Annotated in this window: 17 protein-coding genes, 2 pseudogenes and 1 riboswitch; of the genes and pseudogenes, 14 read left to right on the forward strand and 5 right to left on the reverse strand. The window is 40.3% G+C overall.

Features of this window, described 5'->3' with window-relative positions:
- Positions 1-58 precede the first annotated feature (58 nt).
- Positions 59-289: pseudogene (locus C7B70_RS22630) on the reverse strand (transposase); the annotation flags it as partial.
- Between the two features lie 137 nt (positions 290-426).
- Positions 427-1,756, reverse strand: a pseudogene (locus C7B70_RS22635) (IS701 family transposase).
- A 621-nt stretch (positions 1,757-2,377) separates the two neighbouring features.
- Positions 2,378-2,504, forward strand: a riboswitch (guanidine-I (ykkC/yxkD leader).
- 80 nt (positions 2,505-2,584) lie between these two features.
- Between C7B70_RS22635 and speB the strand changes: the two are divergent.
- The 6 genes from speB to C7B70_RS22665 all read left to right on the forward strand — a co-directional run bounded on the left by speB (position 2,585) and on the right by C7B70_RS22665 (position 7,683).
- On the forward strand, positions 2,585-3,790 hold the full coding sequence (speB, locus tag C7B70_RS22640) for an agmatinase (RefSeq protein ID WP_106371205.1): 1,206 nt from the start codon (positions 2,585-2,587) through the stop codon (positions 3,788-3,790).
- On the forward strand, positions 3,790-4,158 hold the full coding sequence (hypA, locus tag C7B70_RS22645) for a hydrogenase maturation nickel metallochaperone HypA (protein ID WP_106371206.1): 369 nt from the start codon (positions 3,790-3,792) through the stop codon (positions 4,156-4,158). Before speB ends, hypA begins: the two co-directional genes overlap by 1 nt.
- A complete protein-coding gene (gene hypB, locus C7B70_RS22650; RefSeq protein ID WP_106371207.1) occupies positions 4,142-4,840 on the forward strand; it encodes a hydrogenase nickel incorporation protein HypB in 699 nt (232 codons plus the stop codon). Before hypA ends, hypB begins: the two co-directional genes overlap by 17 nt.
- Positions 4,841-4,933: 93 nt before the next feature.
- Positions 4,934-5,983, forward strand: a complete 1,050-nt coding sequence (locus tag C7B70_RS22655) for an ABC transporter substrate-binding protein (RefSeq protein WP_106371208.1) — start codon at positions 4,934-4,936, stop codon at positions 5,981-5,983.
- Between the two features lie 22 nt (positions 5,984-6,005).
- The gene (locus C7B70_RS22660; protein WP_106371209.1) at positions 6,006-6,851 is read left to right on the forward strand and encodes an ABC transporter permease; all 846 of its coding nucleotides are present in this window, start codon (positions 6,006-6,008) and stop codon (positions 6,849-6,851) included.
- 40 nt (positions 6,852-6,891) lie between these two features.
- Entirely contained in the window at positions 6,892-7,683 is a 792-nt protein-coding gene (locus tag C7B70_RS22665) for an ABC transporter ATP-binding protein (protein WP_106371210.1), read from the forward strand.
- A 34-nt stretch (positions 7,684-7,717) separates the two neighbouring features.
- Here C7B70_RS22665 and C7B70_RS28925 read toward each other — a convergent pair whose 3' ends face one another.
- Both C7B70_RS28925 and C7B70_RS26585 read right to left on the reverse strand, forming a co-directional pair.
- Positions 7,718-7,918, reverse strand: a complete 201-nt coding sequence (locus C7B70_RS28925; protein ID WP_369831944.1) for an IS1 family transposase — start codon at positions 7,916-7,918, stop codon at positions 7,718-7,720.
- Positions 7,919-8,189: 271 nt separating this feature from the next.
- A complete protein-coding gene (locus tag C7B70_RS26585) occupies positions 8,190-8,363 on the reverse strand; it encodes a hypothetical protein (RefSeq protein WP_158260564.1) in 174 nt (57 codons plus the stop codon).
- Between the two features lie 5 nt (positions 8,364-8,368).
- On the opposite strand from C7B70_RS26585, the gene C7B70_RS22675 reads away from it, so the two are divergent.
- The 6 genes from C7B70_RS22675 to C7B70_RS22690 all read left to right on the forward strand — a co-directional run bounded on the left by C7B70_RS22675 (position 8,369) and on the right by C7B70_RS22690 (position 11,443).
- A complete protein-coding gene (locus tag C7B70_RS22675; RefSeq protein WP_106371212.1) occupies positions 8,369-9,196 on the forward strand; it encodes an FAD-binding domain-containing protein in 828 nt (275 codons plus the stop codon).
- Complete coding sequence (locus C7B70_RS22680) at positions 9,193-9,465, forward strand: hypothetical protein (protein WP_106371213.1); 273 nt, start codon at positions 9,193-9,195, stop codon at positions 9,463-9,465. Before C7B70_RS22675 ends, C7B70_RS22680 begins: the two co-directional genes overlap by 4 nt.
- 49 nt (positions 9,466-9,514) lie before the next feature.
- Positions 9,515-9,658 carry a hypothetical protein gene (locus C7B70_RS28045; RefSeq protein WP_233221074.1) on the forward strand — a complete coding sequence of 48 codons (144 nt, stop codon included), beginning with the start codon at positions 9,515-9,517 and terminating at the stop codon, positions 9,656-9,658.
- A gap of 237 nt (positions 9,659-9,895) precedes the next feature.
- Positions 9,896-10,033 carry a hypothetical protein gene (locus C7B70_RS26590; protein ID WP_158260565.1) on the forward strand — a complete coding sequence of 46 codons (138 nt, stop codon included), beginning with the start codon at positions 9,896-9,898 and terminating at the stop codon, positions 10,031-10,033.
- Between the two features lie 129 nt (positions 10,034-10,162).
- Positions 10,163-10,927 (forward strand): ParA family protein, encoded by a 765-nt coding sequence (locus C7B70_RS22685; RefSeq protein ID WP_106371214.1) that lies wholly within the window; start codon positions 10,163-10,165, stop codon positions 10,925-10,927.
- An 87-nt stretch (positions 10,928-11,014) separates the two neighbouring features.
- Positions 11,015-11,443 (forward strand): hypothetical protein, encoded by a 429-nt coding sequence (locus tag C7B70_RS22690; protein WP_199192455.1) that lies wholly within the window; start codon positions 11,015-11,017, stop codon positions 11,441-11,443.
- A 169-nt stretch (positions 11,444-11,612) separates the two neighbouring features.
- Here the strand turns inward: C7B70_RS22690 and C7B70_RS22695 are convergent, their stop codons facing one another.
- The gene (locus C7B70_RS22695; RefSeq protein WP_106371215.1) at positions 11,613-13,349 is read right to left on the reverse strand and encodes a ShlB/FhaC/HecB family hemolysin secretion/activation protein; all 1,737 of its coding nucleotides are present in this window, start codon (positions 13,347-13,349) and stop codon (positions 11,613-11,615) included.
- Positions 13,350-13,918: 569 nt separating this feature from the next.
- Here C7B70_RS22695 and C7B70_RS22700 point away from each other — a divergent pair.
- Together C7B70_RS22700 and C7B70_RS22705 are read left to right on the forward strand one after the other, a co-directional pair.
- The gene (locus tag C7B70_RS22700; RefSeq protein ID WP_106371216.1) at positions 13,919-15,235 is read left to right on the forward strand and encodes a cytochrome P450; all 1,317 of its coding nucleotides are present in this window, start codon (positions 13,919-13,921) and stop codon (positions 15,233-15,235) included.
- A 19-nt stretch (positions 15,236-15,254) separates the two neighbouring features.
- The coding region (locus C7B70_RS22705; protein ID WP_106371217.1) for a filamentous hemagglutinin N-terminal domain-containing protein at positions 15,255-17,265 on the forward strand (2,011 nt) is incomplete at its 3' end.

Genomic DNA, 17,265 nt, shown 5'->3' on the forward strand with positions numbered 1-17,265 from the left:
CATTTCTTAATAATCTTCTTTTTTACATCTTCAAAGTTTACGATATTTGTAGTGGGTTTGATCTCAAATTGCTGTAAATACAATCCTGCCAAATACCTTGACGCCAACGATAGAAGCGGCTTGATACTGTACCCCGTGACCCATAACGTTCGGGCAAGTCGTCCCACGGCGCACCCGTGCGGTGAATCCACAAAATGCCGTTGATGATCCCTCGATGGTCAGCAGCAGGTCGCCCGGTACGCGCTTTTGTCGGCAGCAAGGGGTAAAGTTTTTGCCCTATTCGTATCATTTAGGTCACCACAATGTAACGGCATAGAAAGTTACTCCAGTTAGTTTTCCGATATTAGAATCCTTATATTCTCACTTTTTTCCGCTATAGCCCTCTTCTGTCAGACTCCGAAATTAAAAAGTAGTAAATAAAGTATTTCATCCAGAAGAATAAAAGGGTTTGAACTGATTCATTGCACTGATTAAATGATTAAATCCAAGCAATAAATTGGAGTTGGGGAAAATATCTAACCAAGGATAAACTAACCAAAACGATAAGAGTGGTTGGACAACTAATCGCAGATTATTTAGAACATTCTTCCACCCAGAGTTATGATTCCATTGTTGATGATTAGAAAAATCTACAGAATTACTTTTTTGACTCTCAGTTTGAATTTGATGAGATTCACGTATGGATAAAAAAGCTGGAGAACTTAAACTAATCATTGTATAAACACAAAAAATAATCTCCCACCACCTTTCAATATCCTTAAAATGAGTAAAGCGATAATCTGTCCACCCCAATTCCTGTTTACACTGCCGGGAGCCATATTCTACCCATGTTCTTAGTCCATATAAATCCCCTAAAGTTTTTTTCAATTTCCCTTGAAGATTCGTCATGGTGAACGAAGTAGAATTTTCTGGCATGGTTTCTGGGTCAGTAGTTATTTCCCAATAAGTTATCGCTCTTTTTTTACCATAAATTATTTCCCTGATGTATCTAGTCTCTGACTTTTGATTACTAAATGTTCGCTCAAAAAAACTCCATTTATTCGCTCTAACGCTTTGGCTAGCTGGCAACCAAACTGCATGATTACTTCTAATCGCTACCACATAATCTAAGTTATGTTCAGCTAAACTACTCAAAAACTGGCTACTTTCACCATATAAACTATCCGCCAAAACTAGATTAATACTGAAACCTTCGTTAATTAACTCTGTAATAATTTCTGCGGCTAGCTCGATTTTAGTTTGATATTTATCTTCTGCTTTTAGCGTTCCCTTGGGTTTAAATATTTTGACAATTAAAGGAAAGGTTATATTACAGTAAACTCCGTAAGCATTTACTGAAACTATGCCGTTATCTATTTTCCCAATACTTCCTAAATATTGCCTAGCCACATAATCTGTTTTTTTACCTTTTTTTCGATCTCCTGTCTCATCAATTACTACAGTTATGGCATTTCCCTGTAATGCTTTCTTTATCTTCGCTAATCTTCTGCTTCTTAATTGCTCCGTTGACCAATCACAATTTGCTATAAAATGATGTAATGACTGGGCAGAATTTACACTTACTACCTTGGCTATCTCTGGTAAGGATTTTCTTTTTATCGGTGAAATTATCCCTAAGTGTAAATATTTGAAGCACTTCTTTGTTTCTTACTTCTTTAAATAAGTCTCTATACTCTGCACAATACTCGTCTATAAGCGCTACTGTTGGTTGAGCATCTCTAGGCAAATGCTTCAAGATTTGTAATTCCACATCCATTACCCTACCTACCTTATAGAGTTTTATCCTTCACTTATTTTATTTATTATATCCGGAAACTGACACAAGAGGGATATCTAGTGTCCCTTTTGTGTTTGCAGATACGCCTTAGTCTGTATTCGGATTCATAGGAACATTTAATTGGAACTGAAAGAGCCTGCGATCGTGCAAGCCCCGTGACTACAGCGTGGTATGACGACTGTAGGTGTGTAGTATTTCATAACGGTCTAATCATGCCTGTTGAGCAATAGGTTAACCAACAGCCTCAGCTAGATGCCCCGTTAGAGCCAGCGCCAGAAGGAATTGAATTGGTGAGAAGGGTTGTAGAACAAATTAAGGCGAAACAGGCGGCGCTCAGAGCCGAGAAATTAGCAGAGCAGATCAGGTCTTTCGATATCTTTCCATAAAAAAGGCACTCTAGTCGCCAATCATGAAAAACCTTTGAACGTTGTTCCACACCATTAGCGATCATTTTTGGGGAATAGCTTATAGAATTACTACTTCTAGATTCAATAGTTGCCATTTTGTAATTATAAATACATTTTCATCAAGAAAATACTGGTACTACTATCAATTAGCGACAACTATTAATAGTTTAGATTATTAACCAAAACAAAAAACTTAATTGGCTTCTAGGGTTCCGGTTTAAATTATTCTGGGTTTCAGGAAATTTAAGTGTCAGGTCCGAGAGAAGCAACTAACATTCATAAGAATATTAGTTACACGGCGGGAGAAAAGCCCGGGAGAACCAATAACAGTTGTTTAACTGTTGTTGACTCCTGGGTTTTTTGTTGACAGAGTGCAGTTTTATACCAGGGAGCAGTTAAAATGACCGAGCGTGATCGCCCATTAGAAGAAAGTTTAGAATCTCATCCCCAGCAACCCCCTAGCGAGGCGGAAAGAGCCTTAGAAAGCGAAAGACAATTACCTTTAACTGGTTGGCAACAAGAAGTCTCTAAGGGCTTAGAATTTGGTTTAGAAGGAGCAGAAAGTATAGGCGATCGCTCTATTCCTACTTTTTCTCGTGGTGAATTACCTCACTATGCGGGAATCAATACTTTTTTAAAAGCTCCTTATATTGAAGATGTCCGCAAAGTTGGCGAATTTGATGTAGCAGTAGTTGGTGTACCTCATGATTCTGGCACAACTTATCGCCCCGGTACTCGTTTCGGACCTCAAGGAATCCGTCGCATTTCGGCGCTTTATACCCCTTATAGTTTTGAATTAGGGGTAGATTTGCGTGAACAAATTACCTTGTGTGATGTGGGCGATATATTTACAATTCCCGCTAATAATGAAAAGTCTTTTGACCAAATTTCTAAAGGCATTGCTCACATTTTTAGCTCTGGTGCATTTCCAATTATTTTAGGGGGAGATCATTCTATTGGCTATCCTACAGTACGCGGTATTTGTCGTCATTTAGGCGATAAAAAAGTTGGCATTATTCACTTCGACCGCCACGTAGATACTCAAGAGAAAGATTTAGACGAGAGGATGCACACTTGCCCTTGGTTTCACGCCACAAATATTAAAAACGCTCCACCTAAAAACTTAGTTCAATTAGGAATTGGTGGCTGGCAAGTTCCCCGTGAAGGCGTAAAGTTTCATCGAGAGAAAGCTTGTAACGTTTTAACAGTTACAGACATTGTAGAAAAAGGTTTAGATTACGCGGTAGACTTTGCTTTAGAAAGAGCTTTAGACGGTACAGATTGCATTTATATCAGTTTTGATATTGACTGTATTGATGCGGGCTTTGTTCCTGGTACTGGCTGGCCAGAACCCGGCGGTTTGTTACCCCGTGAAGCTTTATATATGTTAGGTAAAATTGTCCAGCGCGCTCCTATTTGTGGTTTAGAAGTTGTTGAAGTTTCTCCACCGTATGATGTTAGCGACATGACAGCATTATTAGCTGCGAGGGTAATTTGCGATACTATGGGTCATTTAGTAGTATCAGGACAATTACCAAGAAAACAAAAACCTGGCTACATTCACCCTTACGCTCAACCAGAATTAGTTAAAGAGTGGACTAATTAATGCACGAAACGGATATGACTAAGGCGTTAATTTTGACTGTTAAAGATTGGCAAAAAGATCAGAAAGAATTGCCGCAAATAGCTTGTATTCATTTAATAGTTGGAAAGTTTACGTGTGTAGAGCCTGTTGGCTTGCAATTTGCCTTTGAAGCGCAGACTAAGAATACGTTTTTACATGGGGTAAAGCTAGTTATACAAGAAACACCTTTGATAGCTTTTTGTCATACTTGTCAAGTAGAATATTGCCCAGAAATTGGCATTCAATACGCTTGTCCTCGGTGCAAGTCGCCGATGGATGATATTAGATCGGGAAGGGAATTAAAAATTGATAAAGTTGAGTATTTAGAGAATTATGCACCAAACTTTTGACGCAGCTTTGAGTATTAATTTACTTCACGCTAACCAAACAGGAGCAGATAGCAATCGTGCTCATTTTGATGAATGGGGAATTACTTGTTTAAATATTATGAGTAGTCCCGGCGCTGGCAAAACAGTGTTACTAGAACAAACTCTAGAAGCTTTGAGTAGCGAAATCAAAGTTGCTGTAATTGAAGGGGATATGACGACAGAGTTAGACGCAGAACGTTTGCGTAAATATAATGTTCCAGTTATTGCGATTAATACCGGGCGTTCTTGTCACTTAGATTCAAGAATGGTGGCAGGAGGAATTCATCAATTAGAACATCAATACAACCCCACAGATTTTGATTTGGTGTTAGTAGAAAATGTAGGCAACTTGGTTTGTCCTGCCGAATTTGAAGTAGGAGAACACTTGAAAATTGCGCTTTTAAGCATTACTGAAGGCGAAGATAAACCGCTCAAGTATCCAATTATGTTTCAACAAGCAGATTGCTTGCTAATTACGAAAATCGATCTAGCGCCTTATTTAGACGTAGATATTAATCGCATTGAGGAAAATGTTAGGCAAATGAATCCTCACGTCAAGATAATTACTATTTCCGCCAAAACTGGAGCAGGTTTAGAAGCTTGGTTAGATTGGGTAAAGTCGCAAGTAGTAGCAAAACCTACCTTAGTTGGAAAGCCTGAGTAACAGACAATTGTGTAGCAATAGTAGCAGACAAAGTAATCTGCTATTTCGTATGAAATTAGACTAAGCCTAGAAAAAAACTACTGGCAAAATGCAATGAAAGTGCAATCGCTGTTTACATACATTGCTCTATTTATAGTTGGCTTGACTTTAACGGTTAGTTGCACAAATCCAGCAACCTATATGAAAACTAGCTCTGATACAGCTTCATCTTCTGGAGGAGGCGATGCAACTATTGCTAGTCTTGGATTTAGCGCTTGGCCCGGTTGGATTCCCTGGCAAGTGACCCAAGATCAAAATATCTTTGAGACAAATAAAGCCTCTGTAAATCTGAAGTGGTTTGATGGATATTTAGAATCTATTAGCACCTTAGCCGCCCAACAAATTACAGCAAATAGTCAAACCCTAAACGATACTGTTAGCTCGGTTTCTGGGGGTGCAGATCAAGTAGTGGTGCTAGTAAACGACAACTCTACAGGCAACGATAAAATCATTGCCCGAGAGGGCATTAACTCTATTGCTGACCTTAAAGGCAAAAAAGTCGCCGCCGAAGAAGGAACAGTAGATCACTTTTTATTGTTATTGGGACTTGAAAAAGCAGGTTTGAGTTCTCAAGATATTCAATTTGTACCTTTAGAAACAGGTAAAGCCTCCGCCGCCTTCGTGGGAGGACAAGTAGATGCAGTGGGAGTATTTGCACCCTTTACAACTCAAGCTCTCAAGCGTCCTGGAAGCAAAGAATTATTTAGTTCTAAAGAATTTCCGGGGGCAATTCCCGATCATTTGGTAGTAACGCGCAAACTTATCAACGAGCATCCAGAGCAAGTACAGGCGTTAATAGATTCGTGGTTTGCAACCTTGGATTATATAGCGACAAATTCCGATAGTGCGATCGCAATTATGGCAAAAAGAGCCGGGGTTAGTATCCCAGAATACAGAGAATACGCCGAAGGAACTCATATTTTTAGTATTGAAGAAAACCTCAAAGCCTTTCTTCCCGGTAAAGACAGAACATCTTTAGCTTTTGCGGCGGAGGAAATGAGTGAGTTTTTAACCAACGTTGGATTAGCAAAGCAAAAGCCAGATATTAGCAACTTATTTGATGATCGCTTTATTAAAGCCTACGCCCAAAAAGCAAAAAAATAAACTCACCTAGCACCACAAAGCCATGAGTCCCACCGAATCAATGCTGCGAAATGCCAAACAATCTAAAAGCCTCCAGTCAACTGTTTTCTGGCGACTTGGCGAAGATATTCCCAAACCTCTAAATACAGCATTAATTGCTACATCTATTGCTTTGCCACTGCTGCTGTGGTGGCTAGTGACTACTTTTGGCAATGTAAATCCGCAGTTTCTGCCTTCTCCGGCGCAAGTAATGGCAGCCTTTAGGCGATTATGGGGTACGGGTGATTTATTAAAAGACACTGTAGCAAGCCTTTGGCGGGTGGGTGTAGGCTTTTCGCTGGCGGTAATCTTTTCAATTCCTGTAGGGGTATTGATGGGCAGTTTTGCCAGTATTAGAGCTTTGCTAGAGCCTCTATTTGGCTTAATTCGCTATATGCCTGCGCCTGCTTTTATTCCCTTGCTAATTTTGTATTTGGGGATTGGTGAAGAACCAAAAATTACTTTGATCTTCATTGGCGTATTTTTCTTCAACTCTTTAATGGTCATGGATACAGTCAAATTTGTACCCAAAGACTTAATTGAAGCCACCTATACTTTGGGTGGAAGTCGGATACAGACATTGTTACAGGTAATTTCTCCCCACGTTATCCCAGGAATTATTGATGCTTGTCGGATTAACTTAGCCGCCGCTTGGCAATTGGTGATTGTGTCAGAATTAATTGCCGCCAATGAAGGCTTAGGGCGGCGAATCAGCGTCGCCGGAAGGTTTTTGAGAACCGATGAAATTTTTGTGGGGTTAATTGTAATTGGTGTAATTGGACTGACTTTTGACTTGCTATTTCAATATTTATTAAGGGTTTCATGTAGCTGGGCAAGTCAAAAAAGATAAATCTACCATCAAGCAACTACTAAACAATCAGGGGCAAATTATGTATCTACAAGTTAATGAATTAAACAAAAACTTTGAAACCAAGCAAGGCTCTTTAACAGTCTTAAAAGATATTAATATGACAATCGCACGCGGTGAATTTATCTGCGCTGTAGGAGCATCAGGATCGGGTAAATCTACTTTGCTACGTCAAATTGCCGGATTAGATAGCCCCACTACTGGAGAAGTTAAAGTTGACGGGAGGCGCGTAACTGGCCCAGGTCCCGACCGAGGAATGGTATTTCAACACTACACCCTTTATCCCTGGATGAGCGTCCAAAAAAATACAGAATTTGGGCTGAAGTTACAAGGATTATCCAAAAAAGAGCGCCGCGAGAAAGCCAGTTATTATTTAAAAGTAGTGGGGTTAGAAAACTTTGCTAAATCCTTACCCAAAGAGTTATCAGGAGGAATGAAACAACGCTGTGCGATCGCTCGTGCTTTAGCTTCTGAACCCAAGGTAATGTTGATGGATGAGCCTTTTGGGGCGTTAGATATCCATACCAAAGAATCGATGCACCAATTTATGTTAGAGCTTTGGGAAAAAACTAACTTAACGATTTTTATGATTACCCACGACGTGGAAGAAGCGGTATTTCTCTCCAATCGTATTTATGCTTTAACAGCGCGTCCCGGTACGATCAACAAGGAAATGTCAATTAAATTACCCAATCGCAATGTTACAGTCAAGCGCCACTCCATATTCCAGGATTATCGAGAGGAATTAATGGAATTGCTACGGGGAAAACCTACCGAAGTACTCGGGTCGTGCCTCAAGAAAGCGTGGAATTGATATTATGGGGATGTTATGGAAATGTTGATAGGCTTTAAACAAGTAATCCAAACTCATATCTATTGATAAATATTCCAATCATAATATTGTGCATTCTAACTGTTTTGGAAAAGCAAATTGTTTTGCATACTAAACGTTTAATCAGGGTGCTTAAATTTATCTGCTTACTTTCTATTCTTTGCGTGTTTTGTTTACCAACAATAGGTTTTTGCTTTTCATAATGGCGTAAGCACACGCTCCGGCGTTTGAGTAGCAAGTGTGACAAAAACCACGCTAAGGACTTTTAGCCAAGTTAAGTTAACGAAATCAGTGGGGTTTCACACGTGCGAGATCGCACTTGAAGTTTTTATATCACCTGTACGATTAGTAATTATGGACTTTATAAAGCCCTTGCTATGAAACAGTTTCAGGCTTAATGTTGTTTTCTTCTCCGTTGCTACTCAAACCCCTACGACTGGTCGCTATCTTCATGCGCGACCAACTGATAGTTCTAGTCCAGGGATAATTCATTCTAGAAGTAAAAATAGCTTGTCGATGTCATGGGCAAGAAATCGTTGAGCCTTGGTAAGAGAATCATAACCACCCTTGCGAGCAAGATTGATGGCAATATTGCGAATAATAGACCAATTGGTGGCAGCATTAGAGTTACGGAAAGGAGCAGCATCAACACCCGCAATCACATCTTTTGACTTTTGGTACTATTTCTGTTCGCCAAGTCTACCAAAGTACCAAAGCTAAAGCCGCCGAATTAGCCAGCAATCCCAAAGCCCAGTTTTCTCTCAAGGCTTTCCGCGATCGCCTGCGCTGGCACGATAGTTTCACCCAAAGATTGTATTTCCATCCAGAATTAGTAGATACCAACCGTTACCCAGAGTTTGACGAGTGTTACTCACCTGCCGAGTTAGATGAGGAAAAGCAGGAGTTATTTGCCGCCTGGAAAGAAGGGCAAACAGGATTCCCCCTAGTAGATGCTTCGATGCGGCAACTCAAAACAATAGGGTGGATGAATTTTCGGATGAGGGCAATGTGCGCCACTTTCCTATGTATCAACTGTGGCATTTCTTGGCATCACGGCGCAGAGCATTACATGAAATACTTAGTAGATGGCGACTTGGCTATTGATAATTGGCAGTGGCAGATGCAAGCAGGGGTAACAAATCCGTTGTCTGACACCTTCCGCATCTACAATCCCAATAAAAATCTAGAGGAAAAAGATGGCGATCTGAAGTTTATTTACCACTGGGTTGAAGAATTGCGTGGTTATAGTTTGCCAGAAATACTCAATGGAGCGTACCTAAACGAAAGCCCATACCCTGAGCCAATACTAGACTGGGCGCAGACTCGAAAGACTAACGGCAAAATTGTATCAGACTTGCGGAAGCGGGTGAAAGTGCGATTAGTAGCCGAGCAGGGGGTAGAGTTAGAGCAGGCGGTGATCGCCAAAAAGACCGTAGAGAAGTATTGGGAGAACAAGGATAAGCAATACCAAGAATATCAAACAAAAATAACATGAATTTTATTAAAGGATTGTTAGGCGTTGGGCTACTGGCAAGCGCTATTTATATGGGCTTTGCTAATTTCCCCTTGTGGAGCGTTCCAGCATTATCTTTATTCTTCACCGCCGCTTATATTCAAGGCAAGTGGTACTTGTGGAACAGGTTATTTCAGCAACAGAATCGCCAACTATATCAGTCTCTACTTGTAACTTATTTGATTCAAACAGTTTTGGTGTTCGTCTTTTACTTACTTGGTAGTGGAGTAGCAAGATTGTTTACTCGGTGATAATACTTCTCCCTGTATACTTGCTTAGTCAGTTTAAATTACCCGTAATGTGAACAGCAAAAAAATAGAAGCTAAAGATTACTTTTTACCCTGTCCATTTTGCGGCGACTGGGAGATGGAAATCGTTGAATCATTATTCGAGGACAGCAGTGATTGTTATGAACTTGTAGTTTACTGCGCGTGTGGCGCATAAGGTCCGGCGGCAAAAACTGAGGATGAAGCTTCGTTGAAGTGGAATAGTCGGTTTAAAAGCTAAGGAGTGAATAACCTATAAATAATGTGTAAATAACCTATCACTAATTCACACAACCGGATTTGAATTTTCTGAAGCACAATAGAGCGTGACTTATTAGCGCCTAATTGAGCCTAGGAGTACCTGGAATTTTACACCGTAGAAAGACGCTCAATGCAACTGATGCTGGAAAATTTTATGTCACCTTCGACCCCGCAACAAAATCCTGAGTTTGAACTGATGCTAGTTGAAGTTGCTAAAGGCGTACTAAAATGTACCGCAATGTTAGGAGATTGCTCAGTGCCGAATCTACCGCTAATGCCATTTACGAGGTAGTTTTTCTCAAAGTCTCATTAGCAAGAATATTCACGTCATACAGATATCAAGATATAAAGATACCTAGACTCATGGATTTTGAAATCTAAAGTCTGTATGCTTACCATGTTGAGTTATGAGAGGATCGTCGTGAAAACCTGTGCGTGTATATCTTTATCGGGCGGACAGGGGAAAAGTACCGTTGCTTTCTTCACAGCCCTCTTGCTTGCGAAGCAATCGCAACGCGTATTAGTAATAGACTGTGATCCCCAAGCTAATTTAACTTTCTACTTGAATCATGAGGTGCAGCCTCAAGAACCTACTTTGCTAGAAGTTTTGACTGGTCAAGTAACTACGGAAGACGGTATTTATCAAACGCGCTATGACAACCTTTTTCTAATCCCAGCAGACCGAGGTCTATTTAAAGTCTCTGAATATTTGAGTAGCAGTGGAACTGGTGCTTTTATTCTCAAATTGCGATTAAAAGCAGTGGCTAAGGTTTTCGATTACGTATTAATTGACGTGCAGCCGTCAAGATCCCAAATTTGCCTAACTGGAGTAGGTGCGTCTGATTGGGTTTTAATTCCAGTTGAAACAAACGTTAAAGGGTTGAATTCTTTAGTGGATACTCTTAGTTTCTTGGAGGAGCAAGCTGCTCTTGCTGCATTTACTGGCAAGATTTTAGGAATTGTCCCTTTTCGTGATCGCTGGATTGGGCGCAGTCAAAGTCTTGAAAGCAAACAGAATATCGAGGCGATGCGAGAGTTCGCTAGTTCTATTCCTCTGTTGCCCTCAATTTTAGAATCAGAACAATTTAAACGGGCGCTACGTCAAGGACAACTTCTTTCAGAGATTGGTTACCCCGACCTTGAATATCCTTTCGAGCAGATAGCCCTAAAACTTGCGTGTTCATGATACTTTAGTTCGAGATATCTAGATACCTCGAACTAAAGTAGTCAAGGTATCTAGATATAATGTAAATTAGTAGGAGGTTGAAAATATATGAGCAATGATGCTTTGGAGCGCATAAAACAAAGACAGCGCCCATCGGTACCAACAAGAGATTTATCATTGATACCTGAGAATGCAGATATCTTGATATCGAGTAATCTAGAGAATGAGAATAATATAAGCCTAGGTTCTGTGATACCAAGCAATATAGAAGAGAGAAAATTAGGAGCAAAAACTTCTATTCAAACAAAACAGACAACTATGCGTTTAGAAGTTAAAGTAAGCGAACGCCTTTCTAGTATTTGTAGAGCAAACGAGCTTAGTCGAGAAGTCTTTCTTGAAGCTTTGTTCGAGTATTATGAGGTAGATCCTGATGCTTGGAATAAGATATTAGTTGAGGCGAAAATAAAAGGAGAGCAAAGACAAAACTTGGCTAATCTTAAACGCGCTCAGTCTATGATGCAGCGTTTCGGGGAATAAAATCGGTTGTTTAGGGTTGTTGTTGTATAAGCCCCCAGCGTTCCCGGTATTCCCTGCCACCGCTCTTGCCTCGTGCCTAACCCCTCTTGAGCAGGAGCGACAAGCAGGGCAGTCAATTTGATAGGTCACAAATTAATTACCCCCTAATCTTTTGAAGTTATGGATCTATTCAAAAAGGGTTGTAAAACACGGAAAAGTATAAACCGTTTTCTTGCCATGTTCTGTTAGTAGAAGATACAGAAACTAAAGGAATACCGTAATCAAGCCGAGCCGTAAAGCGATCGCTCTGCTGCCAAATTAAACCCAAACCTACTGAAGCTAAAGAATTGGTGTCTGAAGCTTCTTTGCCAGCATTCCAAGTGCTACCAACATCAACAAAGGGAGCTACTTGCAAAACTGCATTCCAGTCAGGTACGCGCAGAACTGGTAATCTCACCTCCGCCGAAGCAAAAGCACCATTGTCCGTTAACAGCAAATCTTGACGATAGCCGCGTACGCTTTGCAAACCGCCCAAACTAAACTGTTCTAAAGGTACAAGAGAGGTAGTTGATAGCTGGACATTACCGCGCACTAAAAGTAATGTTTCTGGCGCTAACAGTCGCACCCACTGAGCCTGTCCTTGCCAGGAGAAAAAGCGGCTATCTGGTCTTTCTTCGTTGACGGTGGCATCAATTGCCCCAACTCCCAAGTTGAACTGTGATCGCGCGGCAACTACTTGACGAGTATCGCGCTGCGTCCATTCTTGAAAAAATCTCAGTGCCGAAATCCGAGTTCGTCCTTGCTCATCTGCGCCTTGAGATAGGAGATAGGGTTTACCTAGTAAGGAAGTTTCGCTTTCAAGGCGACTAGCGCTCATTCCTAAAGCAAATTCTTGACTTGGAGTTTGAATAATTGGTTGACGCAGCGCAATGTCGTAGTAGCGAGATTCAGATTTAATATCTAGCACGTCAAAAGGTGGCTCAATAACGTTGCTTGAAGTTGTGCCATAGCTAAGGTTGAGCGTACCATTGCGAGGATTGAGGGGTAATGAGTAACTTGTATCGATTGCGTTACTGCCGTCGGTATTGCTATAGCCCACACTAATGCGATCACCGATTCCGAGTAAATTGCCTTCATTTAGTTGCAGGTTGCGGCGAAAACTTCCCACTGCTGGCGTTCGCCCGTTATCAATCGTTGCTTGAAGTGTTGTACTTTGGGCTTCGGTAACTCGGACTTCTAAAATACTTTGACCGGGGCGAGTCCCTGGTGATAGTTCGGCAGATATATTGCTAATCAAAGGATTGAGTTGTAGTAGTTGTAATGCTTGTAAAAGGCGATCGCGATTTAGAGGTGCTTTTGTGGCGATGGCAATGCGCCGACGGACGTAGTTGGAGTTAAGATACTTTGTCCCCGTAACTTGGATATTTTCTAAGCTGCCTTCAAGAACAGCAATGGTCACTGCTTTAGCTTGCAGAGTTTGGGGAGGAATATAAGCGCCGGAGGTAATGTAGCCATTATCAAAATAAAGTTGCGTTATCGCTGATCGTGCTTGGAATAATTCAGTAAAGGAAAGTGGTCTGTTAGTAAAGGGGGCAAGAACTTTCGCCAGTTGTTCGGGGGTAAATACGGTGCTACCAACTACTTCAAAGCGTTCTACATTAATTGTTCGCAGTCCACTAGGGATATTTTCTGGGGTTGTGGGAGTGGGCAAAATTGGCTCTAATAATTCTTCGGGCGGCGGCAATGGTTGAGGTAATTCGGGGGAAGGAATCGGCGTAGGAAAAGGCTGAACGTCTTGCGGAGCCGGAACTTGTAAAGGGGGTATTTGTGCCTCTAAAGGGGTATTTACCAGGGTGCTAATTAGGGCGGTGAGTGCGATTGAGCGTACAAAAGGCTGGAATAGGCTACTTTTAGATTTGCGATCCATTATGAGAATTTGTATTCAATTTATTATAGTTGCGTGCAATATTGAGAGTCTGAATTATCGTGGCTTACCATATTGTTTATCATCAAGAGTTGTATAGAAACTGGGAGCAAAGTATTTTGAGTAGCAGCGTCAGCCCTGAAAATACAACAGAGATGCTTGTCAAATGCTAGGGGGATCTGGACTACCAATTTTTTCCCAAAGCTCAAGTATTTGTTTTGCCAACATAACTATGAGAAGTGTTTTCAAGTCAGATATGTTAATTGTTGCTACGCCAGACCTCTTTGGGTTCCAACGTATTGTGTGCCGTCAGGCTGGTGATTGCTGCTTCGTTTGTTGCTTAAACCGAGCAGCTTGCAATTCATCAAAGTGAGACTACATTAGTGTAGCAACGCTTAGTAGGCGATCGTTCGTAGAGCTTTATATACTCTACTTAGTCTTCACATTATCTGCATTGTGTAGGACAAACAGGAGGCAAGCTCTGCTAATTTACTCAGTAATCAACTAAACTCCATTTAATCGAAATAATAGCAAGTAATGATGATAAGGTACTACGAGCGGTAAAAAATCTTATGGATATTCCAAAAATTAACCATTCTATTCCTGTACCACCAGGCAATTTAGGTTTACCTATAATTGGGGAAACTCCAAGTTTCATACTTGATACTGACTTTGCTAAAAAGCGCCATCAGAAGTACGGCAACATTTTCAAAACCAACATTCTAGGCTCTCCTACTATTTTTGTGCGTGGAGGGGAGGCTAATCACTTTATTCTAACTAACGAAAGCAAGTATTTTGTTAATAGCTTGCCTCCTAGCGCTAAAACACTTCTAGGTTCTTGGTCTTTATCTCAGCAAATAGGGTCACAGCATCAAGAGCGTCGTAAGCTATTATATCAAGCATTCCAGCCACGTATTTTGGCAGGATATGTAGAGGCAATGGAAGAACTTACCCAGCGCTACCTGCGTAAGTGGACTAAACTAGGAACTTTAACTTGGTATCCAGAACTCCGAAATTATACTTTTGATATAGCTTGTAAATTTTTAATAGGACTCGATTTTGCTTCAGAAACGCAGTTGGGGCATCTGTTTGAAATTTGGAGCAAAGGTTTATTTTCAATCCCTCTATCTTTACCCTGGACAAAGTTTAGCCATGCCTTAAAGAGCCGTCAACAGTTACTAGAGCAGCTTGAAATAATTATTCGTCAGCGTCAACGAAAGTTGAACGAGAGTGAAGATGCCCTCTCGATACTGCTACAAGCTCGTGATGAGAAAGGCAACAGTTTGAGTTTAGAGGAAGTTAAAGACCAGGTGTTAATGTTGCTATTCGCAGGGCATGAAACATTAACTTCTGGTCTTGCCTCCTTCTGTCTTCTTTTGGCTCAACATCCAGATATATTAAGGCGCTGCCGCACTGAGCAACAGAAGTTTGAGAAAACTAAAGAATCAACTTCAGAAGCTCTAAAGCAGATGCCTTATTTAGATCAAGTGCTGCGAGAAGTTCTAAGAGTGATTCCCCCAGTCGGTGGTGGTTTTAGAAAAGTAATCCGCACTTGTAGTTTTAATGGCTATCAATTTCCTGAAGGTTGGAATGTCCTTTATGAGATTTTACTAACTCATCAAGATGGTTCAATTTACCCTCAACCTAATCAGTTTAATCCAGAGCGACAGACGGAAAATATAAGCAAACCTTTTAACTATTTACCTTTTGGCGGAGGCGCACGTGAATGTATAGGAAAAGAGTTTGCCCGCTTAGAAATGAAACTTTTTGCTGCTCATTTAGTAAGGGATTATTCGTGGGAGTTACTACCTTCTCAAAATTTAGAAATGATACTTATTCCTGTTCCTCATCCTAAAGATGGCTTAAAAGTTAAATTTGTAAAACTGTAAATTTACCACGTTAATAAAAATGCTAAGAAAAGCAATTCCTATTCCTCCCAAGGTAGTCTTATTATACGGCTTAGGAGTTTTAATATTTGATTGCAAAGCTTCAGCCCAAGTTGTGCCTGATAATACATTACCTATCAATTCTATAGTTAACTCTAATGATAACACTCTCGTTATCAATGGAGGAACGGTAGCAGGAGACAATCTATTTCATAGTTTTGAGCAATTTACTATACCTACTGGAAATAGTTCTTATTTCAATAACGCATCTAATATTCAAAACATATTTAGTAGGGTGACAGGTCTATCTGCGTCTAATATTGATGGTGCAATTAGAGCAAACGGCACAGCCAATCTGTTTTTGCTCAATCCCAACGGCATTATTTTTGGACCCAATGCTTCGCTAAATATTGGTGGCTCGTTTATTGGTAGTACAGCAGATTATTTTCAGTTTTCTGATGGAAACAAGTTTAGCGCTACTGAACCACAGACAACACCCCTATTAACTGTTAATACTCCTATTGGTTTAGGTTTTGGGTTAAACCCAGGACAAATTTCTATGCAGGGGAATGGTCATGAATTAGGGGTTGCTGATCCAACAACAGCAGTTGGTAGTCCCCTTATAGGTTCAAGTGAAAGTCCAACTGGGCTAAAAACAGCTTTTGGAAAAAGTCTAGCTTTAATCGGCGGTCGAGTTGTGCTTGATGGAGGCATTTTAACTGCTCCTTCTGGGCAAATTGAAATTGGTAGTGTAGATGGGGGAATAGTTAATTTAAGTCTAACTCCAGCAGGGGTTTCCTTTGATTACAATAATGTAAATAATTTTCGAGATATCCAGCTTAGTAAGATGGCTTTGATAGATGCCAGTGGTATTTTAAATAGTCAAATCAACATACAAAGCAGAAATCTATATTTGAACGATGGCTCTTTAATTTTAATTTCTAATTTCGGAGATCAGACTTTAGGCAAAATTAGTATTGACGCTACTGAATCAGTAGTAGTGACAGGAGTATCAGACCCAAGTAGTCTTAATCTTTCTAGGTTTGGGGTATCGATAACTAAAGGGATACTTACACAAAATTTATCAACGCTTAAAGGAGCAGATATTGCTATTTCATCTAGAAATTTAATAATTCAAAGTAATGGGACAATTGCTACTACTACCTTTAGCCAAGGTAGGGGAGGAGATATTAGGGTAGAAGTATTAGACTCTTTAAAAATCATGGGTAATCCACCTGTAAATTTCCTTTTTTTACCTAGTGGAATTGGTTCCTTAGTTCTTAGTTCAGGACAAGGAGGCAATATAGAATTGTCGGGAAAAAACTTATTTATTCAAGATGGAGGGCTATTAACAACTCAAACTTGGGGGTCAGCTAAAGGGGGAGGGATTATAGGTAATTTTTCTGAAGGTATGGAAATCTCAGGAGGTTTTGCTATTGATTTAGCTTCTAATAGTTTCATCCCAAGTACCTTTGGAACTATATCAATATTCAATGGAGATACAGGAGATATTTCAATTAATACTAGACAGTTAAGAATAAAAGATGGAGGAAGAATAAATGCCACTACTGCTGCTTCTGGTAGAGCAGGTAGTATTAGAATTAACGCTACTGATTTTGTAGAAGTTACAGGAAGAATACCAAATTCTACTGGTAATGCTTTATATAATCTTAGTCAGATTGTTTCTTCAGCTACTCAAAACAACTCCTATTTGCTTCAGTTCCTCAATTTACCAAACCTACCCCAAGGAAGAGCAGGTGACGTTGGAATTGACACTAATAATTTAATTGTTCGCGATGAAGGTCAAATTAGCGTCATAAATGAGGGGGCTGGAGATGCGGGAGAAATAAAAATTGGTTCTTCTTCAATCTTTTTAGATACTAACGGAAGTATAACTGCCTCAAGTCAAAGTGGTCAGGGTGGTAATATTGAAATTGACTCATCCGACCTGTTGTTGATGCGTCGTAACAGCCAAATATCTACTAACGCAGGCAATGCACAAGCTGGTGGAGATGGAGGTCAAATCAATATCA

It is taken from the genome of Chlorogloea sp. CCALA 695 (assembly GCF_003003885.1).
Taxonomy (GTDB): Bacteria; Cyanobacteriota; Cyanobacteriia; order Cyanobacteriales; family Chroococcidiopsidaceae; genus Aliterella.